The 21,492-nt window shown below is 60.4% G+C and carries 16 protein-coding genes, 1 pseudogene and 1 riboswitch; of the genes and pseudogenes, 11 read left to right on the top strand and 6 right to left on the bottom strand.

Features of this window, described 5'->3' with window-relative positions; genetic code table 11:
• Complete coding sequence (locus NCR98_RS20140) at window positions 1-834, top strand: helix-turn-helix domain-containing protein (protein WP_250527080.1); 834 nt, start codon at window positions 1-3, stop codon at window positions 832-834.
• 50 nt (window positions 835-884) lie between these two features.
• Window positions 885-1,592, top strand: coding sequence for an SDR family oxidoreductase (locus NCR98_RS20135; RefSeq protein ID WP_350029513.1), 708 nt, complete (start codon window positions 885-887; stop codon window positions 1,590-1,592).
• Window positions 1,593-1,634: 42 nt separating this feature from the next.
• Here NCR98_RS20135 and NCR98_RS20130 read toward each other — a convergent pair whose 3' ends face one another.
• Window positions 1,635-2,267, bottom strand: coding sequence for a spherulation-specific family 4 protein (locus NCR98_RS20130; RefSeq protein ID WP_409014887.1), 633 nt, complete (start codon window positions 2,265-2,267; stop codon window positions 1,635-1,637).
• On the opposite strand from NCR98_RS20130, the gene NCR98_RS33680 reads away from it, so the two are divergent.
• From NCR98_RS33680 to NCR98_RS20090, 9 genes and pseudogenes are all read left to right on the top strand, one after another.
• Window positions 2,257-2,442, top strand: a complete 186-nt coding sequence (locus tag NCR98_RS33680; protein ID WP_409014888.1) for a hypothetical protein — start codon at window positions 2,257-2,259, stop codon at window positions 2,440-2,442. The two genes, NCR98_RS20130 and NCR98_RS33680, sit on opposite strands and share 11 nt — an antisense overlap.
• 51 nt (window positions 2,443-2,493) lie before the next feature.
• Window positions 2,494-2,574: riboswitch (cyclic di-GMP riboswitch) on the bottom strand.
• A 467-nt stretch (window positions 2,575-3,041) separates the two neighbouring features.
• Window positions 3,042-5,705: a bifunctional glycoside hydrolase/polysaccharide deacetylase family protein gene (locus NCR98_RS20125; RefSeq protein WP_250527077.1), complete on the top strand. Its 2,664-nt coding sequence runs from the start codon at window positions 3,042-3,044 to the stop codon at window positions 5,703-5,705.
• Window positions 5,695-9,573 (top strand): tetratricopeptide repeat protein, encoded by a 3,879-nt coding sequence (locus tag NCR98_RS20120; protein ID WP_250527076.1) that lies wholly within the window; start codon window positions 5,695-5,697, stop codon window positions 9,571-9,573. The genes NCR98_RS20125 and NCR98_RS20120 overlap by 11 nt, the downstream gene beginning before the upstream one ends.
• 32 nt (window positions 9,574-9,605) lie before the next feature.
• The gene (locus tag NCR98_RS20115) at window positions 9,606-10,157 is read left to right on the top strand and encodes an LpoB-related protein (protein WP_250527075.1); all 552 of its coding nucleotides are present in this window, start codon (window positions 9,606-9,608) and stop codon (window positions 10,155-10,157) included.
• Between the two features lie 87 nt (window positions 10,158-10,244).
• The gene (locus NCR98_RS20110; RefSeq protein ID WP_250527074.1) at window positions 10,245-11,633 is read left to right on the top strand and encodes a PelD GGDEF domain-containing protein; all 1,389 of its coding nucleotides are present in this window, start codon (window positions 10,245-10,247) and stop codon (window positions 11,631-11,633) included.
• The gene (locus NCR98_RS20105; RefSeq protein WP_250527073.1) at window positions 11,626-12,636 is read left to right on the top strand and encodes a hypothetical protein; all 1,011 of its coding nucleotides are present in this window, start codon (window positions 11,626-11,628) and stop codon (window positions 12,634-12,636) included. Before NCR98_RS20110 ends, NCR98_RS20105 begins: the two co-directional genes overlap by 8 nt.
• On the top strand, window positions 12,633-14,270 hold the full coding sequence (gene pelF / locus NCR98_RS20100) for a GT4 family glycosyltransferase PelF (protein ID WP_250527072.1): 1,638 nt from the start codon (window positions 12,633-12,635) through the stop codon (window positions 14,268-14,270). Before NCR98_RS20105 ends, pelF begins: the two co-directional genes overlap by 4 nt.
• On the top strand, window positions 14,270-15,643 hold the full coding sequence (pelG, locus tag NCR98_RS20095; RefSeq protein ID WP_250527071.1) for an exopolysaccharide Pel transporter PelG: 1,374 nt from the start codon (window positions 14,270-14,272) through the stop codon (window positions 15,641-15,643). The genes pelF and pelG overlap by 1 nt, the downstream gene beginning before the upstream one ends.
• Before the next feature lie 13 nt (window positions 15,644-15,656).
• Window positions 15,657-16,499, top strand: a pseudogene (locus tag NCR98_RS20090) (endo alpha-1,4 polygalactosaminidase); the annotation flags it as partial.
• Between the two features lie 211 nt (window positions 16,500-16,710).
• On the opposite strand, the gene benD reads toward NCR98_RS20090, so the two are convergent.
• From benD to catA, 5 genes are all read right to left on the bottom strand, one after another.
• On the bottom strand, window positions 16,711-17,487 hold the full coding sequence (gene benD / locus NCR98_RS20085; RefSeq protein ID WP_250527070.1) for a benzoate diol dehydrogenase BenD: 777 nt from the start codon (window positions 17,485-17,487) through the stop codon (window positions 16,711-16,713).
• Window positions 17,484-18,506, bottom strand: coding sequence for a benzoate 1,2-dioxygenase electron transfer component BenC (gene benC, locus NCR98_RS20080; RefSeq protein ID WP_250527069.1), 1,023 nt, complete (start codon window positions 18,504-18,506; stop codon window positions 17,484-17,486). Before benC ends, benD begins: the two co-directional genes overlap by 4 nt.
• 38 nt (window positions 18,507-18,544) lie before the next feature.
• On the bottom strand, window positions 18,545-19,033 hold the full coding sequence (gene benB, locus NCR98_RS20075) for a benzoate 1,2-dioxygenase small subunit (protein ID WP_250527068.1): 489 nt from the start codon (window positions 19,031-19,033) through the stop codon (window positions 18,545-18,547).
• Entirely contained in the window at window positions 19,030-20,388 is a 1,359-nt protein-coding gene (locus NCR98_RS20070; RefSeq protein WP_250467601.1) for an SRPBCC family protein, read from the bottom strand. Before NCR98_RS20070 ends, benB begins: the two co-directional genes overlap by 4 nt.
• Before the next feature lie 100 nt (window positions 20,389-20,488).
• Window positions 20,489-21,424, bottom strand: a complete 936-nt coding sequence (catA, locus tag NCR98_RS20065) for a catechol 1,2-dioxygenase (protein ID WP_250527067.1) — start codon at window positions 21,422-21,424, stop codon at window positions 20,489-20,491.
• Between the last annotated feature and the right edge of the window lie 68 nt (window positions 21,425-21,492).

Below are 21,492 nucleotides of genomic sequence, written 5' to 3'. Positions count from 1 at the left end.
ATGACGGCAGCCGCTCACGCCGAGAAAAGTCGAACGTCGAACGCTATCGGCGACCTGCTGCGTTACTGGCGCGATGTGCGCGGCGTGAGTCAGCTCGGCTTGTCGCTGGACGCGGGCGTATCGCAGCGGCAGATTAGCTTCATCGAAAGCGGCCGCAGCGTGCCGGGCCGGCAGACCGTACTCGATCTTGCCGAGACGCTCGACGTGCCGCTGCGCGAGCGCAATGCGCTGTTGCTTGCAGCAGGCTATGCGCCGCTCTATTCCGATGCGCCGTGGAACGCCGAAGAGATGCAGGGCGTCGTGCGCGCGCTCGAACGCGTGTTGCGTCAGCACGAGCCTTATCCCGCCATCGTCATGGACCGGCATTGGAACGTGCTGATGACCAACGCTGCCGCGCCGCGCTTCTTCAATCGTTTCATCGATATGTCCGCGCGCACGGGGCCGCGCAACATGCTGCATCTGATGTTCGATCCGCTGGGCATGCGCCCGTTCATCGCGGACTGGGGTAACGTCGCGCGCAGTCTCTTGCAACGCGTGCATCGCGAAGCAGTAGGGCAGTTTGTCGATGAAGGCACGCGTAATCTCTTCGATGCCTTGCTCGCTTATCCCGATGTGCCGCGCGACTGGCGCTCGCGGGAAGTATCACGCGGCGCTTCCGCGTTGCCGGTCGTGCCGCTCGGCTTCGTTTTCGAAGGTACGGTGCTCGACTACTTCTCGATGGTGACGACGGTCGGCACGCCGCGAACCATCGCCGCGCAGGAGTTGCGCATCGAGTGCCTCTTTCCCGCCGACGATGCAACGGAAGCGCGGCATTTGGCGACGTTCTCGACATAGGCGCTTGCAGCGCATAGAGTGCTTCATTCGACTCTATGAAGGAGAAACGTATGACGACCACGGACAAGGTTGCACTGATCACGGCGGCGGGCAAGGGCATGGGCGCGGCCATCGCGAAGGAACTCGCGGCCCACGGCTACAACGTCGCGCTGATGTCCCCTTCGGGCAGCGCCGTTACGCTCGCGGAGCAGTTGAACGGCTTCGGCATGACGGGTTCGGTGGCGCAGGACGCGGATATCGAAAAGTTCGTGCAAGGTACGCTCGAAAAATACGGCCGCATCGATGCCGTGGTGAACAACACGGGGCATCCGCCCAAAGGCGATCTCCTCGCACTCGACGACGCCAAATGGCACGAAGGCCTCGACCTCATCATCCTCAACGTGGTGCGTGTGCTGCGCCGCGTAACGCCGGTGTTTCAGAAGCAAGGCGGCGGCGCCGTCGTCAATATTTCGAGCTTCGCAGCGGTGGCGCCGGAGCCGGTGATGCCGGTTTCATCGGCGTTGCGTGCGGCGTTGAGCGCATTCACGCGCCTCTATGCGGAGCGGCATGCGGCGGAAAACATTCGCATCAATTCCGTGCTGCCGGGGTTTATCGATAGCTGGCCGGAAACGCCGGAGATCGTCGCACGCATTCCGGCAGGGCGCTTCGGTAAGACCGAAGAGATTGCGAAGACCGTGGCGTTTCTGTTGTCGGACGGCGCGGGCTATATCACCGGACAGAACATCCGCGTCGATGGGGGAATCGTTCGGGCGCTTTGAATGCGATGCCTGTGTCCGGCGTCGCTTCGTGTGGCCGTGATCTCAAGGCGCGATGGCGTCCGCCGCTTCCTGATCCCAATACGGCGGCAGCGCCTTATAAGGATTCGAACCTGCAAGCGACGTGACATACACGCCGCCCGCGCCATGTGTCTTCGCATACTGAACGACGCCCGGCAACTGCGCGGCCGTTGCGCCATACACCATATGCACGAAGCGGTTCTTCGGATACGCGGCTTGCCAGCTCATCGGTTGATAGCGCGCGTAACTCTTGACCGTGCTCTCGAAGACCACGAACTGATCGGCGGTCGGCAGGCTCGCATAAAGCTCGGGAACGTTCGTTCCCGGGTTACCCATGACCGAGTATGTCGACTTCAATCCCTTGATGTAGTTGTAGATGGACTGATAGAACTGGATGTGCGACATCTGGCTATCGGCCGTCATCTCGTCGATGAAAAAGCCATCGACCTTATAAAGCGTCACGTACGCGTTGATGTCCGCCACGACCGCCGAAAGCGAGCGCTTTGCATACGACGTCGATACATAGCCAATCACCTTGCCGCCCGCCGCATGAAGTCGTGTTACGGCGGCGGCATAGGCGACGTCTTCCTTGATACCGGGACCGCTGTTCGGATTCAGAATGGCCGTGGTCGGAACCTTGCGCGCGGTGGCGGTCAAGCTGTTCCAGTTCGAGACGCTGCTCGTGGCATTGAAATACGAGGGGACGACGACGCTGGTGGCCGTGTTGGCCGTTGTGGCCGCTAAGGCCGTGCTACCGGTGCCCAACAAGGCGGCGAGAGGCATTGCCCACTTCAGACAATTCAAGCATTTTAAAGCTGCGTTCAGCATTTAGCCTCCTGACGCGGTCATTCAAGCCGCTGTCTTTTGGCCCGCCGCACAGACGGCGGGCAACTGGCAAACTCTCGTTAAGAAAGTCCCTTTAGTTTTGCGTCGCCGGATCACTCCGGTTTTGCCCCTCTCCCCTAACGGCAGGCTTTGAGATTTCTTTAGCGTAATAAAAAGAAATCTTTGGCATCGCTTGATGACGCTTGGACGACTCGTTATCTCTCAGCGCGTCGCCAAACGTTTGCCTTAAAGTTCTATTGAACATGGTCGTTAATGCCTAGCAACGTGCACTGGTTTGTTCGATGCATAAGCGGACTTGAGCGGCTAAAGGTCATGTGCTATCGTGCGCGCCCTTGGCATTTAAGCAAAAAAATATTGCTTCACGACCCGCGCAACGCGGGCTTTGCGTAGCGCGATTGCGGCTAGCCGAATGAGCTTGCGGTGACGATTTCCTCAAGGCGATGTCCTTGAGAAAAGCGCGCTGCACTCGTATAAAAATCAAACGGGGAAAAGATCTTGCCGATGGAGAAGTGGACCCGGGCACGCGCCGGTATGTTCTCTTGCGCGCGTGCGGAACGTGCGCCTGAACGTTTCGTGATGCGCGTAATGGCAGCCGTTCTGTTGAGCACGGCGGGCCTTGATCCGTTCATCGCTTATGCGCAAGCGGCGGCGCTGCAGTCCAATGCGCCGCGCGCTTCACAGTCCGCTGCATCTCAACCCAATATCGCTTTCTATTACGCGGCGAATCCGCCTGTCGATCAATTGCAGGCATTCGACGCAGTGGTCATCGACCCGGTAGCGGGCTTCGATCCGTCCATGCATCCGCTTGCGCATACGACATGGATCGCGCGTAATCAAAGCGGCAATGCCGCTGAAATCGAAGCGCTGTGGCAGCGTGGTTATCGCGGATTTTTCCTCGATACGCCAATCGCTCTTGCCGCAGCCCTTCGAATTCATGCGGCGCATCCGGACGCGCGTCTCATCGCGGGTGGCGAGAACATTGCGCAAAGCGCGTTGCCCTATGCAAGCGCGCTATACGCGGTTGTCGGCGATTCGCTGATTCGCGGTATAGACGAAAGTGGTCAGTTCACGGAAGTTCCTGAAGCGTTGCGCGCACGGCGCATGGCGGCGGCGCGCGAATTCACGCAGCAGAGCGGCGTGCCGGTCGTGTCGATCGAGCATTGCAATCGCAACGACCGGCAGTGCGCGCGCGATACAGCGAGCCGCGTCGTGTCCGCAGGCATGCTGCCTTACGTGACGAGCAAGGCGCGCGATGTGGTCGGCATCGGCAAGATAGAAGTGCTGCCGCGCAAGATTCTCGTCGTGCAGGACCGCGATACCAAGGACCCGCTCGATTTAAGCGCGGGGGTGCGTGACCTCGCCACGCCGCTCAATTACATGGGCTACGACGTCGAGTACGCCGACTTTTCGTCGCGCTTGCCGGATAACATCACACCCGACCGTTACGCAGGCGTGGTCGCATGGATTCAGCGCGGCGCGGTGCCCGATGCACAAGTCTGGCAACGATGGGTTGCCGCGCGCATGGCGGATCACATTCCTGTCGCGTTTCTCGGTCAGTTCGGTTTCGATGCAGCCGGTTCCGCTGGCGCCGCGCTCGATCTGCAACCGGTCGGCGGAACGTTCGCGGCGCCCGTCACGGTCGTCAAGAGCGATCCGATGATCGGCTTCGAGATCAGCCCGAAACCGGAACCGCGCGATCTGCAAGGGGTGCGCGTGGGTCCGCGCAGTCAAGCTTTGCTGCGCGTCTCGGCAAGCGGAGAGGAGGTGGACCAAGTCGCGCTCACGCCGTGGGGCGGGTACGCGCTGAGTCCTTACACAGTCGTATCGTTGGACAGCATCGAACAGGAACGCTGGGCCATTCAACCGATGGCCTTCATGAAGGCGGCGCTGCATCTGCAAGACATGCCCGCGCCGAGCGTGACGACGGAAAACGGCCGACGCCTTTTCATGTCGCACGTGGATGGCGATGGCTTCGCCTCACGCGCGGAATTCCCCGGTCCCGACTACTCGGGCGAAGCGTTGTATCAGCAGATATTCACGCGCTATCAAGTGCCGATGACGCTCTCCGTCATCGAAGGCGAAGTCGGTCCTGCCGGTCTGCATCCGCATATCTCGCCCCGTCTGGAAGCCATCGCGCGCAAGATGTTCGCGCTGCCGCATGTCGAGATCGGCACGCATACGTACTCGCATCCGTTTCAGTGGGAACAGGTCGACAGCAAGGGCGCACAGATGGATCGCGGCGGTGGCGACGCGGCGTTCTCGTTGTATATCCCGGGATATCGCTTCAATATCGATCGTGAGATCACGGGCTCGATCGACTATATCAACTCGCGTCTTGCACCTGCCGGCAAGAAGACCGTGCTCCTGCAATGGTCCGGCGACTGCCGTCCGCCTGGCTTCGTCGTGCGCAAGGTGGCCGAGGCGGGCGTCTACAACTTCAATGGCGGCGATACGGTCATCACGAAGTCGGCCAGTAGCTGGACCAATATCGCGCCGGTCGGCGTGGACAAGGGACCCGGCGCGTATCAGGTCTATGCGCCGAATCAAGACGAGAACGTCTATACCAACGACTGGCAAGGTCCATTCTATGGCTTCACGCGCGTGCTGGAAACGTTCGCGATGACCGAGCGTCCGCAGCGCTTCAAGCCGATCGACATCTATTACCACATGTATAGCGGCACCAAGGTGGCGTCGCTGCGCGCGTTGGATCAGATCTTTTCGACGACACTCAAGCAGCCGGTGATGCCGGTCTATGTGAGCGAGTACATCCGCAAGGTGCTCGACTGGCATACCTTCGCGGTGGCAAAAGACATCGATTCGAAGTCCGGTCAATGGCTCGTGCGCGGCAATGGCGAAGTGCGCGAATTGCACTGGCCGCAAGCGGCAAAGCCATCGGTCGATGATGCTTCGGGCGTCACGGGTTTCGCGCCGGGGCCTGACGGTACTTACATCCATATCGATAACGGCAGTGCGCGTTTTGCCATGGGCGGTACAACGACCGCGCCGTATATCGAAGAGGCAAATGGTTTCGTGCGCAACTTTCGCCGCACGCCGCAAGGCATGCAGTTCGAATTTGCCGGCCACTATCAGCCGTTCGTCAAGGTAGCGAACGCGCAGCAGTGCAAGGTTCGCGTCAACGGTCAAAGCGTTGCTGTCCGACGCGATGGCGATTTCCTGCGCTTCGACACGTCGGCCGACGTCGGATCTATCTTGAACTACAAGCCGGTCGAGGTCGCCTGTGCTCGTTAATCGCCCTCGTATTGCGCCAACGTGGCTCGTGATGTTGCTCGCGGGCGTCGTGTTGATCACGCTATGGTTCATGCATCCGCGTGGCGGATTGCGCAACCGCTTGACATCCACCGATGCACCGAGCGATCTCAGCATCGCTTATCTTGAAGCGTGGCTGCGCGTGCAGCCCGGCAACACGGAGATTCTCTCGGTGCTCGGCACGCAATACGTGCGTCTCGGGCGCGATGAAGATGCGCGCCGCATTGCTGACCGCATGGCCGCCGCGCCTGGTGACGAGCTTCATCGCGCCGCACAGTTGCTGCGCCTGACCGTGGATACGCGCGAGACCTTCGCATTGCCCGCGAACGATCCGGGCCGCGAGGCCGCGCTGGTTCGCCTGCGCACGCAACTGACCAACGCGGCGGCGCTGTCGTGGTCGAATGCGGACCTGCAAATGCTGGCCGAAGCGGCTGCATCCGCGAATGCGCAACAGCTTGCGGGGCAGCTCTATGCGCGGCTTGCCGTGCAGGACCCGGCACGACAGACGCGCTGGAATCGCGAAGTGGTGCGCTTTGCCATGTATGGCGGCGACTATCGCGGCGCGGCGGAAGGCTGGTTCCGTTTGCAAGCGAAGGCACCCACGTTCGATGCGAAGCGTGATTGCTTCATCAACGGCATTCGCGCGCTGCAGTCGGGCAATCTGCTCGATGAAGCGCTTGGCGCCGCGAAGGAACATGGCGCGGCGTTCGCGCACGATCACGCGACGCTTGTCGTGCTGCTGAATCTGGCGCGCGCGGCGCATCGGCCGGACCTCGTGGATCGTTATGCAAAGGCGCTCGCGGGTTATGCGCAAGCGCAGCCAACGGATGAAGACGGCGCGCTACGGCTGGTCGCGTATCTTCGCGAGCGCGCATCACAGAAAGAATATGCGTACATGGATGGTTCGCAGCCGATGCATACGCACCGTCACGATGTGCATGTCGTTCGTGTTGCCACGCCTGCATCGGCTCCGAACGCCACGGACGATGTCCCGGGTCTCCTGTACCAATCGTTCCTCGAATCGAACGACTTGCAGAACGCACAGCGCGTCGCGAGCGAACAGGTCGAGAAGAATCCCGGCTCGGCGGTGTGGACGAAGCGGCTCGCTCAAGTATCCGAATGGAATCACGCGTCGCCGCTCGCGCTCAAGATGTGGCTCGCTTACGCGCAAGCCACGCACGACCCGGAAGGCTGGAAAAACGTCATGCGTCTGGCTCCGATGCTCAACGACGACCACGCGTATCTCGCCGCGTTGATCCAGGCATCGAATGCCGCACCCGCCGATCTCAAGCTGCTCGACTCGGTCGTCGCGGCATACGAACGTCTCGGCCGTCCGGACGATGCACTGGCGTTCCTGCGCACCCGTCAGCGCACGATATCGAACGAGGCCATCGTTTTGCGGCTTGGCCAACTCGCGGAACGCTCGGGCCACGACGATGAAGCGCTCGCCGCTTATCGCGCGCTGAACAAGCGCAATCCGGCGAACACGCAATACGCATTGCGCACCGCGAGCCTTTTGTATCGTCATGGCGACTACAAGGGTGCGCTCGATGCCTTGCTCGCTGCACGCCAAGGCGCCAGGAACGATGACATTCTGTTCTGGCGCAACGCGGCGCAACTGGCGCGTCTCCTGCAACGGGATGACATCGCCAACGACGCATACAAGCATCTGCTTGCAAGCGGCGAGGCCACGCCCGAAGACTTGAGCGCCATGACGTACTTCTACGACGCTTATCCAGTCGATGCCGCTCGCACCTCGGAGTTGCAGTATCGCCGCGATCGTTCGCCGCGCTCGCTGGAAAGCGCAGTCCACTATTACACCGATGCCGAGCAATACGGTCGCGCCGATGCATTGCTCAAAAGCCTGAGCCCGGAGCAACTCGCCGTTGCGTCGGAGTCGCCGTCGTTCCTGCGCATTCGCGCCGAATACTATCGACAGACGAACCGTCCGCTCGATGCGCTCGCCGATCTTCAACATGCCGTCACGCTGCCGGGTGCCGCGCTCGACTTGCGCGCGGCATTGCTCTGGACGCTCGTCGACTACGGCACGGATGCGCAATTGCACGACGCGCTCAAGCCATGGCGCGATACGCCCGCGCAAGAGCCCGCGTTGTGGGGCCCGCTCGCTGCTGCCTATATGCGCTTGAACAAGCCTGAAGCTGCGCTCAAGTACTTGCGTCTGCAAGCGGCGTCCGCATCGCGTGATCCGCTGTGGCAGTTGAGCTATGCCGAAGCGCAAGAGATGGCCGGACGCAGCGATCTCGCATGGTCCATTCGCCGCAATGTCTGGCGCCAGATGCAGGACGAGGAAGCGGCCGTTCGCGCGAACACGGCGGTGGGAAAGAACATCGTGCAGACGCGCCAATCGCAAGGCAGTGAAGTGCGTGAACAACTGCAAGGCCGGCGCGTGACGCTGGCATCGATATTCGAGAACGCGGATGTATCGAAGGCATTGCTCATCAACCTGCTCGCAACCGATGCCGGGCGCAACGACGACACCGCCGCACGCCGCACCTTGCTGGGCGATACGGCCGGTTTGCCTGCTGCGCAATTGAAGGCATCGAACGCGAGTGCATCTGCGAAAGAGTCACAACTGACGTCGTCCGTTGCACGCGATGTCGCGCTTGCCTGGGCCATGTCGCACGAAGCGAATCCGTTGGCGAAGCGCTGGCTCGCGCGTCAATACGCCGACGTGCTGGTTCAGCCTTCGGAGCAGTTGATCGCCGTTGCGCTTGCCGACAACGACAAGCCCGCGATGGAACGTCTTCTCGATGATCAGAAGGCGCGTTTGCCGATCTATGACCGTATCGATGCATCGATCGCGGTGGATCGTCCGGGCGATGCACAAAAGCTCGCGTTTCAAGGCCTCGAAGATGCGCCCTATGACGATGAACTTCATGGCCGCCTCGTGCAGACCTCACTGACGTGGCCGCAATTGCTCGATGCAAGCGTCACGAGTTATGTCGAACATCCGCTCGATTACATCGAGCAGACGCTTAGCGGCAGCCTCAAGATCGCGGACAAATACATGATCGGCGTAAAGGGCGTTCAACGCTTCCAGCATTCGACGGATTCATCGCAACTCACCGATGTCCCTTCGGTGGATCGCTCGTTGGAAGTCTTCGCGCGCCGCCAGACTTACGACACGGCGTTCATGGTCACCGTGGGCCGCCGCGAAGCGCTCGACAGTTTTTACAGCGTATCGGCGGGTGCCGAATGGGGCCGAAATTCCGCTTTGTCGCTCGCCGTGAAGGCGGGCTACAACCAGACCGCACGCGAGTCGCAAGTGTTGCAAGTGGGCGGTGTGAAGGACAACGTCGCAGGCACCGTGACGTATCGCGCGACAGAAAACCTCTATGCCACGGGCACGGTCGAAGCCGATCGCTTCTATAGCCAAGCGCGTAACTATCTCGGTAGCGGCGTGCTGTCGACGGGCGAGATCGGTTATCGCATTCGCACGAATTATCCGGACTACACGCTGCGCCTGATGGGCGCGCATGGCGGATACGGCGCAAGTGGCGCCGCCGATGGCCTGATCTCGCGCCTCATTCCGGTGACCGCCGGTCCGGTGAGTGCGGCGAGCTTCATTCCGCAAAGCTACTCGCAATACGGCCTGTTCTTCGGTTTCGGCAACGATCTGCTCGATCAATACACGCGCGCATGGCGGCCATTCTTCGATGCAGGCGTGCTGCACGACTCGAATCAGGGCTGGGGACCGTCCATCAGTCTTGGCCTCGCGGGCACCGTGTTCGGCGGCGATCATGCGGCGCTTTATTTCTCGCATCAGCGTGTGTCGCGTCTCGGTACGCCGGTCACGCAAATCGGTGCGCGCTATAGCTGGTTTTATTGAAACGATTCTGGATCCACGGAAGGGGAAGCAACATGCACGGTATCAAACGACTCGCGCGTTCAGGCGCATGGTGTGTGGCGGCAACCGCGCTCGCGCTTGCAATGAGCGCATGCGGAACGGTGCGTCAGACGGCCGGCCCGACGCTCACGCATGGCGACAAGGTGGCTGTCGTGTCCATCGCCAACTACACGGAAACGCCGGATGCGGGCAAGAGCGCCGAATCCATCGCGGCGAATACGCTGCGCGCAGGCGGTGTCGGTGATGTACGTATCGCTCCCGCCGATACCAACCGCAACGCGCTCTTCGATAACGCGCAACGCGGCGATGGCGACAAATCGCTCGAATGGGCACGCTCGCAAAACGCGCGCTATGTGCTGACGGGGGCGGTCGAGGAATGGCGCTACAAGACCGGCGTAGATGGCGAACCGGTAGTGGGCGTGACCTTCGAACTGATCGATGTCGCGAACGGCTCGGTCGTCTGGAGCGCAACGGGAACGCGTACGGGCTGGAGCCGCTCGGCATTGTCGAGTGTGGCGACCACTTTGATCGGCAATGCGCTGTCGCCGTTGCAAGCGCGCCAGTAAGTCGCCGATCAAGCTTGCCCGCCTGCCGCCGAGATACAGGATGCAGGCCGATACGAAATAAGCACGAGACAAGAAAAGGAAATGGCCGTGAATACCGCAGCCGTCGAAACCAACCCGGGCGCCGCCAAGCGCCACGCGCATCCGTTCGGCAATCTGGGCCGCGTGCGCCGCTTTCTCGCGCCCGCGGTGGCGCGGCCCTTCGCTATCGTCGAAAGCGTCGCGCTGATGCTCATCATGCTGTCTGTCGCGCGCTGGCTTCAGCATGACGATCCCTTACTCGTGCGCGGCGGCTTTCCGTGGCTATGGATGGTGCCGCTGCTCGTCGCGTTGCGCTACGGTACGCTGCTTGGCTTGCTGTCCAGCTCCATCATGTTCGGTGTGTGGGAGTTGTTCTATCCACCGGGCGGCACGTTTCCCGCGTTGTATTTCGCGGGCGGTCTTTGTCAGACGATCCTTGCCGGTCATTTCGGCGATACGTGGGGCAGCCGCGCGGAACGTGCATCGTCGCTGAACGATTATCTGAACGACCGCCTCGTTGCGTTGACCAACAGTCACTACTTGCTGCGTCTTTCGCATGAGCGGCTTGAGAAGGATCTGCTGTCGCGTCCGACGACGTTGCGCGATTCGATCACCGAGTTGCGGCGGCTTTCCGTCGCCGGCGACACGGCGAAGAACGATTCATCGATGCGCGGCGCGGATGGCCTGCTCGAGTTCATCGCGCAAGCATGTCAAATTGAAGTGGCCGCGCTTTTTCCGGTGCATCGCGGCAAACTGGGCATGGAGCCGATCGCCCAACTCGGCGATGCCTTCACGCTCAAGCTCGACGATGAACTCGTCATGCATGCGCTCGCCACGCAAAACGTCGCGCATCTGAAGAACGTCGATTCGACCGTGCCGGTCAGCGAGTATCTCGTCTGCGCGCCGCTGGTTTCCGCCGATGGCGAATTGCGTGCGTTGCTCGTCATCAAGCGCATGCCGTTCCTGTCGCTCAACTTCGACAATCTGCAACTCCTGCTGGTGCTGTTGGGTTACTACGCCGATGGCGTGGCGCACGCGTCCTTCGTGCAGCGCATCGTCGATCAGGTACCCGAATGCCCGCATGAATTCGCGCTCGATCTCGGCCGTCTGACGCGTCTGCAGAAGAAGGCGGGCGTGGCTTCCTCGCTGGTCGCGCTCGTGTTTCCGCGCGATGAAGAAGGCGATGAACTCTTCGAACACGTCATACGCCGCCGCCGTTCGCTCGACGTCATGTGGCCCCTGCAGACGCCGCGGCAATCCGTGCTGCTCAATCTCATGCCCGCAACGGATACGACCGGCATCGACGGCTATCTCGCGCGTATCGAAGCAAGTCTGAAAGCGCAGTTCAATACCGACCTCGAAGGCGCGCGCGTTGGCGTGCATACGCTGCATCTCGGAGGCGAGGAACCTGGCGCGGCGCTCAAGCGTCTTCTCAAGCGAAGTGGCCTCGATGTCTAAAGGGTCCTCACTCCTCCTCGGCGCGCTTGCGGCTATCGTCGCGGGAATCGTGCAATACCTTGCGATTGCGAGCCTGATGCAGGCGCCGGGCGCGTTCGATCCGCTCATGCGCTTCCTGGCTTGGCAGGCCGCAGCGGGTCTGGCCGAAGCCGTTGCGTTTCGCGCCTGGTTGCCACAAAACTATCGCGAGCCGCTCGCGTGGTCGTTGCTCTCGTTGTGGCTTGCGTGCACGTTCGTACCGCTCTTGGGTGGCGTCGTGGTGCTCGTGAGCTGCATCTGGGCAGCGCTCTTTCCCGCGCTCAAGGAAAGCGGCGAACTCGACGATGTCGCGCGTCCCAAGTTCGTCACGTATCTGGTGTCGCGCGTTCAGCATGGCGGCGGCGCGCGCTTGCAGGCACGTCTTGCGAACACGCAGGTGGCATCGACGGATCGACTGTCCGCGCTGGTTGCCATTCAGAGCATGCCGACCCGCACCACCGGCACCTTGCTGCGCGACTTGCTCGCCGATCCCCTGGAAGATATTCGCCTGATTGCATACGGCACGTTGGACCATGCCGAGAACGAGATCATGCAGAAAATCTTCAGAACGAGCAAAACGCTCGAAGCAACCGGGAAGCCGGCCGAGCGTCACGCGCTGAATCGTCTGCTTGCCGAACTCTACTTCGAGCTCGTGTACCAGAATCTCGTGCAAGGCGCGGTCTATAAGCACACGCTGCAGCAAGCCGACCGCTACGCGCAAGCCGCGCTTGAAACCGATTCATCGGATGCCGCACTGTGGCTCATTCGCGGACGTTTGGCGCTCGCAAGCGGCTTGCCCGATGAAGCGCATGAACACATTGGCTGCGCGCTCGAGCTCGGCTTTCCGCGCGAACGTCTCGTTCCCTGGCTTGCCGAAGCGGACTTTCTGCGCGGCGAATATTCACGCGTGGCGAACCTTCTGGCGACGCTCGGCAATGCCGCTTCGTTGCCCACGCTCAAACCGGTTGTGAAGTACTGGTCATGATGAAAGAACTCCCGATCCGCCGCGCCGCCAATGCCGATGTCTGCCTTCTCCTCGAAGGCACGTTCCCGTTCGTGCGCGGCGGCGTATCGAGCTGGGTCAACGAGATGATCCGCTCTTACCCCGACACACGCTTTGCGATCGTCTTCATAGGCAGCCAGAAGTCGGACTATGCGGGCGTCGCTTATGCATTGCCCGACAACGTCGTGCATATCGAAACGCATTACCTGTACGAGCCGACCACGGCGGATTTCAAGCCGCGCGCGGCCGCTGGCGACAGCGCCGCGTTCGTGCGCTCGCAGCAGTTGCACGACACCTTGCGCGACCCGCGTAACGGCCGCGATGCTGGCGCGTTGCTCGCCGACATGATCCCGATGATCGGCACGAGCGGCGCGCTCAACGAAGAGCAGTTCCTCACGAGCCGCGCGGCGTGGCATACCATCGTCGATCAATACGAGCAGTTCTGCACGGACCCGTCCTTCACCGATTACTTCTGGACCGTGCGTATCATGCACAAGCCGCTGTGGCAGCTTGCGCGCGTGGCGGAGCAGTTGTTGCCGGCCAAGGTTTATCACACGGTATCGACGGGATATAGCGGCTTTCTCGGCGCGTTGATGCACTACCGTACCGGACGGCCCTTGCTGATCTCCGAGCATGGCATCTATACGAAGGAACGCAAGATCGACTTGCTGCAAAGCCAGTGGATTCGCGACAACCGCGGTGTGTTCGAACGCGACATCTCGCGGGTGAGTTACTTCCGCGAACTGTGGGTGCGTTTCTTCGAAGCGATCGGTAAGCTTGCCTACGACGCCGCCGACGATATCGTCGCGCTCTACGAAGCGAATCGCCAGCGTCAGGTGATGGACGGTGCGCGTGCCGAGCGCACGCAGTGTATCCCCAACGGCATCGACGTCGATGCGCTCGGGCCGCTCGTCGCGCAACGCAAGCCGCGTTCGAATCGCGTGGTTGCGCTGATCGGACGCGTGGTGCCGATCAAGGACATCAAGACTTTCATTCGCGCGATCTTCATCGCGTCGCGCAGCATGCCGGACCTGGAAGGCTGGATCATCGGACCGGAAGAAGAAGATCCCGCTTATGCGCTCGAATGCCGCGCATTGGTGGAGAGTCTCGGCTTGAGCCGCAATCTCAGGTTTCTCGGCTTTCAGCGTATTGACGACATGCTGCCGCAAGTCGATGTCATCGCACTGACCTCGATCAGCGAAGCGCTGCCGCTCGTGGTGCTCGAAGGTTTCGCAGCGGGCGTGCCGGCCATCACGACGGATGTCGGGTCGTGCCGCCAATTGATCGAAGGCGTGGATGAGGAAGATCGCGCGCTCGGATCGGCGGGCGGCGTCGTGCAGCTTGCGGACCCGGCCGCGTTCGCGCAGGCCGTGCTGTCCTTGCTCGCGGATGAAACGCGCTGGCAAGCCGCACAACAAGCCGGTCTCGCACGCGTGCGCCGCTATTACACGAAGAAGCAGATGATCGACCGTTATCGCGCGCTGTATGACCGTCTGTCGGCACTGCCGGATCGCGCGCGCAGCGGCATGTCGGCCAGCGCCGCGCAATGCCCGATGCATCATCACAAACCGGCAGGCGCCGCGAAAGAGCCGCTTGCATCGCAGGAGTCACGCTGATGGCCGGCATTGGTTTCGAATTGCGCAAGATCATGCGCCGCGACACGCTCGCGGGCGTGGCGCGCGCGTATGCCTATGCAGGGTTGATCAGTTCAGGTCCGCTCATTCTGTCGATCTTCGGCATTTTGATCATCGGGCTCATCAGCCTGGCTTCAGTCATACCGAAGTTTGCGATCGTGCAGTTTCAGGTGTCGGTGACATATTTGATCGCGCTTAGTCTGATATTGACAGGACCGTTGCAACTCTCGTTCACGCGCTTCATTTCCGACCGCTTGTTCGAGAAGCGCGATGACCTCGTGCTGTCCAATTACAACGGCGTCGTGCTCGTGTCTTCGGCTCTTTCGAGCGTGGTTGCGGTCGTTGCGATGTTGCTGGGCTTTCGTGAAGAGCCGATCGTCTATCGCCTGTTGATGATTACCGGCTTCGTCGTGGTCGGCAATATCTGGATCGCGGTGATCTTTCTGTCGAGCGTGAAGCAGTATCGGCAGATTCTTTACGTGTTTGCCGTGGGTTATGCGTGCGTCGTTTGTCTTGCGCTCGCACTGAACGGCTATGGACTCATCGGTTTGCTGGGCGGCTTCGTGGCCGGCCATATCGTCTTGCTGGCGGGTTTGTCGGGCTTGATTTACCGTAACTATCGCAGCGAGCGCTTCGTGTCGTTCGAAGTGTTCGAAGGACGTTATGCCTATCCTAGTCTTGCGCTCGTCGGCTTGCTGTTCAATATCGGCGTGTGGCTCGACAAGTTCATGTTCTGGTATGCGCCGGGCACGGGTACGCGAGTCATTGGGCCGCTGAATGCATCGGTGATCTACGACATCCCCATTTTTATCGCTTACGTATGCGTGATGCCGGGCATGGCGACGTTCCTCGTGCGTATCGAAGCGGACTTCGTCGAATACTACGACGCGTTCTACGACGCCGTGCGCAGCGGCGCGACGCTGCGCCATATCAGCGAGATGCGCGACATGATGGTGGGCAGCGTGCGTGCCGGACTCTATGAAATCATCAAGGTGCAGACGGTGGTGCTGCTGCTGATCGTTGCGTTCGGTGAGCGCGTGCTGGGCTTGCTCGGCATCTCGCCCTTGTATATGCCGCTTTTGGTCGTCGATGTCGTGTCCGCGAGTCTGCAAGTGCTGCTGCTCGGCCTGCTCAACGTCTTCTTCTATCTCGATGGACGACGCACCGTCATGAAGCTCACCGGCGCGTTCGTCCTGTTGAATGGCCTTTTCACGGGCATTACGTTGCGGCTCGGACCGGATCTCTACGGCTATGGGTTCGCACTGGCGTTGCTCGTCGTCGTGGTGGCCGCCGTGAAGGTGCTCGACCGCAAGTTCCTGTCTCTCGAATACGAGACTTACATGCTGCGCGGCTGAGTGGCTTAACGACATGAACAGATTCGTCCGACGATCTGGCCTGCGCGCATTGCTGCATTTCGCGCGAATCGCCGCCTTCGGGGCGATGGTGACGGCCGCGCACGCGCAAACGCCATCGGTCGCGCTGTATTACGGCGCAAATCCGCCTGTCGAGGAACTCACCGGTTTCGATGTCGTCGTAGTCGAGCCCGATGCACATTTCGATCCGCAAGCTCATGCGGATACGCACACGGCGTGGTTTGCTTACGTGAGCATCGGCGAAGTGAATCCGCATCGCGCTTACTTCAAGGCAATTCCGTCTGCGTGGATGCCTGGCGTGAATCAGGCGTGGGCGTCGCATGTGGTGGATCAAACGGCGGCGCAATGGCCGGCGTTCGTCGTGAACAAGGTTATCGCACCGTTGTGGAAGAAGGGTTATCGCGGCTTCTTTCTCGATACGCTCGATTCGTATCAGCTGATCGCCACGACCGATGCCGCGCGTGCGGCACAGGAAGCGGGACTCGTGCGCGTCATTCGCGCCATCAAGGCGCGTTATCCGGAAGCGAAGCTGATCTTCAATCGCGGCTTTGAAGTACTGCCTCAAGTGCATGAATCAGCCTGGATGGTCGCGTTCGAATCGCTGTATCGCGGCTGGGATGCAGGCAAGCAACGCTATACGGAAGTACCGCAGGCCGACCGCGACTGGTTGCTGATGCAGGCCACGACCATACGCGATCGATACCATCTGCCGGTCCTTTCGATCGACTATTGCGCACCCGCCGATGCCGATTGCAAGGCCGCGACGGCCGCACGCATCGCGGCCGACGGCATCGTGCCCTTTGTCACCGACGGCGCGCTCGCCACGGTAGGTACAGGAGCGCCACCAGCGAATTGAACGCAACGAAGAACAACATCATCTGAGAGAGCAAAGCCATGTTTGGCATCGTCGGCGCCGTACCTAACGCAATATCGTTCCCTTATTGATCGAAGGGCTGCACGGATGTGGATAAGCCGCGGACTCTGGCAAAGTCGGTCACGGTGGAGTAAGGGGCCGTTGCGAACACTGAGCAGCAGCGTGTTCCTTGGCCTCACCCATTATCCCCACCCGCCACGGCCAGCACCGCACCCGTGATATACGCAGCCTCATCCGAGGCAAGAAAGAGAATCGGCGCTATCTGCTCGTCGAGCGTGCCGTAACGCTTGAGGAAGGTCGACTCGGTGACCTGCTTGACCGCCTCGCCCATCCATGCTTTCTCTTGCTCGCTATCGCCTGAGGCGTTACGAGGCACTCGTCGCGGAGGTGCCTCTGTCCCGCCGGGCGCAGCCGCAACGACGCGGATGTTGTACGCGCCATACTCCATCGCAAGCGATTGAGTCATCGCGTTCACGCCACCCTTCGCCGCGGAGTACGGTACGCGCCGAATCCCGCGAGTCGCATTCGATGAAATGTTGACGATGGTGCCGCAATCCTGCGCGAGCATGTACGGAAGCACGGCATGACACGCGTAAAGCGTTGGCATAAGCGAACGCCGAATCTCCGCATCGATATGCGCGGGCTCGAACTCCGCGAAAGGGCGCATGCGAATGGCGCCGCCCACGCCGTTGATGAGAATGTCGATCCGACCGAACCTGTCCTTTGCAAAAGCCATCGTCGATGCCGCACCGTCGTAGGTTTCGAGATCGGCGACAAACGCAGCCGCATCATCGCTTTGTGCTTCAGCGGCGACTTCCGCCACGAAGTCCGCTCGATCGACGAATAGAACCTTCGCTCCTTCCGCGATCGCACGAAGCGCAACGCCCCGCCCGATCCCTTGCGCCGCGCCTGTGACCACCATGACTTTGCCGACGAATCGGTTGGTGTTCATGCGGTCTCCGGCGCGGCGTTAGGGGTGAACTTCTCGTAGTGGAAGCTATTCGGCTTCACGCCGGTATCGTCGAAGTACTTGCGCACGGCATCGACCATTGGAGGAGGACCGCAGAGATAGACATCGACGTCACCGTCATTCAATGACTCTGCCGACATGTGCTGCGTGACCCAGCCTTTGCGTGGATGATCCGATTCGGCGTCGGCCACGACGGTGCTGTAAGTGAAGTGCGGGAGCTTCATGGCATACGCAGCTATTGCATCGGTTTGCACGAGGTCGAGGTCTCGCGTCACACCGTAGATGAGATGAACCCTCTGCTGCGCGTTTGTCCGGTATAAGACTTCCAGCATCGACAAGAAGGGCGCTAAACCAGTGCCACCCGCAAGAAAGAGCAACGGCCGCTCGACGGGGCGCAGATAGAAGCTACCCAGCGGCCCGGTCAATTGGGTCTTGTCGCCCGGCTGCGCGGATTCGAGCCAGGTACTCATCACGCCGCCTGGAATTTTTTTGATCAGGAAGCTGACCTTGCTTGCACCAGGCGCGGAAGAGAACGAATAGGAGCGATGCTGCCCGCTGCCCGGCACATCGATATTGACGTATTGACCGGCGAGGAACACAGGCGCGGCAGCTTCGACATCGAATTCGAGCACGACGGCTGCGTCGTTATGCGGTTCGACCTTCGCGACGGTCACGGCGAATTTGCTTTGCTCGGTCTTGCACACTACTGACGATGCCGGCACTGCAATCACGCAGTCGCTTTGCGGCACCATCTGGCACGTGAGGACAAGGCCGGTTTCCTTTTCGTCGTCGCTTAGCGCGTCTTCGATATAGTCGTCGCCGAGGTCGTACGCGCCGCTTTCCGCGCGGCATTTGCAGGTGCCGCATACACCGTCGGAGCAATCCATCGGCAAGTTGATCCGGGCTCGAAATGCGGCATCGAGGACCTTCTCGCCCGCCTTGCATTCGACAAAGCGAGTCACGCCGTCTTCGAAGTTCAATGCGATGTTGTAGCTAGACATGTTGTCTCCTGCTTCGTGTCTCGTTCCCATCAAGCGCTTCAGACGTGATAGACGTCGAGTACCTGGCGGATATAGTCGTTCTTCAACGCAATCTTCTTGCTGGCAATCAAGAGACGGTCATCCACCTTGCGGAAGGTAACGAAAATGGTGCCGAAGAAATAGTCGGTCATCTTGTAGCGATGGCTCTGCGTAGTGAAGTTGTAGCGCACGTCCACTTCATTCGCGCGTTCGGCCAGCAGCTCGACGTTCGTCACGTTGTGGCTGGTGCGCGGTTCCGGCATCGACGCACCGCTGCGCTCGGTCTTGATGCGGAACACTCGATCTTCCAGGCCGCTGCGGTCGGCGTAGTACATCAAGGAGATTTGACTGTGCGGGTCGTCGGTGAGCTTGTCATCGTCGTTCCAGGCGGGCATCCAGTACTCGACGTCTTCGGTGTAGCAAGCGAGCCACTCGTCCCACTGACGGTCATCCAGAAAGCGCGCCTCTTGATAGAGCGCGGCACAGACCTTTTGATAGTCGATGCTCATACCGTCGCCTCCGTCTGTTCCTTGCGCAGAGCTTCGCGCATGACGTGCATCCAGTACTCGTGTTGCACCACGAAGAGCCCTTCGTCTTCGCTGCGCTCGCCCGAGATAAGGGGCTTCAGTCCCATGCCTTTTGCATTTGCATCGGGTCCGTGCACCCATAGCGGCGCGCCGCGCGACATGTCGTTCCACATCGATGTCGTGCTCGCATAGCCCGCCTGACACGCGCGAAATTCTTCGAGGTCGTCGCTCGTGCCCATGCCCGAGACGTTGAAGAAGTCTTCGTATTGACGAATGCGGATGGCACGGCTTTCCGCGCTTTCGCCTTTGGGTGCGAAGCAGAAGATGTTCACTTCGGTCTTGTCGACGCTGATCGGGCGGATCACGCGAATCTGCGTGCTGAACTGGTCCATCAAGAACACGTTCGGATACACACAAAGATTGCGTGTCTGATTGACAATGTACTTCGCCTTTTCGTCGCCCACGCGTGCTGCGATCTCTTCGCGATGTTGATACACCGGACGCACTTCCGGATTCATCGTGTTGGTCCAAAGCAGGATATGTCCATGCTCGAAGCCATATACGCCAGCGACGGACTTGCTCCAGCCGTTGGCATCGACGGCCTTCGTGCCTTCGACCTTGCGACGGCCCATGGTTGCAGCGTAGTTCCAGTGCACGGTGCTGACGTGATAGCCGTCGCAGCCGTTTTCCATCTGCATCTTCCAGTTGCCGTCGTAGATGTACGAGGAATTGCCGCGCAACACTTCGAGACCTTCAGGCGCCTGCGAGACGATCTGATCGATGATGACCTTGGTCTCGCCGAGATAGTCTTCGAGCGGCATGACGTCTTCGCTCAGGCTGCCGAAAAGGAAGCCACGGTAGTTCTGAAAGCGCGCAACCTTCTTCAAGTCGTGCGAGCCTTGCTTATTGAACTGCACCGGGTACTCGGTCGTCTTCTCGTCCTTGACCTTCAATAGCTTGCCTGCGTTGGAAAACGTCCAGCCGTGGAACGGGCACGTGAAGCTGCCCTTGTTGCCGTGCTTGCGACGGCAGAGCATCGCACCCTTGTGTGCGCAGGCGTTGATGACGGCGTGCAATTCGCCGACCTTGTCACGCGTGATGACGATCGGCTGACGGCCGATCCACGTGGTGTAGTAGTCGTTGTTGTCTGGAATCTGGCTCTCGTGCGCGAGATACACCCAATTACTCTCGAAGATGTGCTTCATCTCGAGCTCATACAAATCGGCGTTCGTGAAAATATCGCGGCGGCAGCGGAACACACCGCTTTCCTTGTCATCCTGAACGGCGTTGTTCAGCAAGTCGTCCAGTTGTCGCGCTTTATCGATGGTTGCGGGCATGACTCGTCTCCCTATGCAGGCTTCGTGCGAAGCGCTTGCATCGGTTCAAAGAATTTGCGAAAGAGGTTTGGCCGCGTAACAGCGGCGGCCGCGTGGGCGGTTAAGCCGCGACAGATACGCGAGGGCGATTGACCAACTGGTTGTCCTTACCCTGAACCAGCGGAGTCAACTCGATGTTGAATTCGATTTCCTTGTACGCGTCGGACTTGAGTCCCAGCGCAGCACCGCCCGTCTTCCCGATCACGCGCGGCACGAGTTCTTCGCGAGTCGCATAGGCAAAATCATCCCAGACGAGCGGGTCGCCTTCGATGTTGATTTGCGTCGTGAGCTTGCGAGTCTTGTCGCTAGTCACGAAGAAATGCACGTGCGCCGGACGATTGCCATGGCGCGCGATGAGGTCGAGCAGTTGCTGAGTCGCGCCGTGCGGCGGGCAGCCGTAACCCACGGGCATGAGCGTGCGGAATTCGTATTTGCCATCGGCACCCGTCTTTACCGCGCCACGAAGATTGAAGGCGTCTTGCGCGCCCGTCGGGTCGAAGTGCGAATAGAAGCCCTTCGAGTTTGCGTGCCAGCATTCCACGACCGCATTCGGTACGGGCTTGCCATCCGGGCTCGTCACCGTGCCGCGGATGATGAGCGGACCCGCGTCTTCGTCCGCGTTGATGTCGATTCTGGAGACACCATCACGCACCGGAGCGCCGGCAACGTACAACGGACCTTCAATGGTGCGCGGCGTGCCGCCGTGGATATCTGCTTCACGGTCTTCCGCATCCATGCGGATGTCGAGATACTTCTCGATACCGAGACCAGCGGCCAAGAGTGCAGCCTCGCCATCTTGTCCGAGCTTGTTGAAGTAGGTCACGCCGGCCCAGATCTCGTCGGGTGTCATGTCGAGGTCGTCGATGGCCTTGAAGAGGTCACCCAGCAAGCGATGAGTGATCTGCTTGGCGCGTGCGTTACCGTCCTTGCTTCCGAGATTCGCAGCGGCCTTCAAGAGGTCCTGCGCTTCCTTTGAATCGAACACTTTGACGCTCATTTGTCTGCTCCTGAATCTCTTGTTCGGTGGGGGTTAACCCTCGTTTTTCCCCAGTCCGTATAATGTTT

The sequence above is a fragment of the Caballeronia sp. GAWG2-1 genome (assembly GCF_023631405.1).
Lineage (GTDB): Bacteria > Pseudomonadota > Gammaproteobacteria > Burkholderiales > Burkholderiaceae > Caballeronia.
Note: the sequence above shows the minus strand (reverse complement) of the source record. Positions and strands in the feature narration are given on the sequence as shown.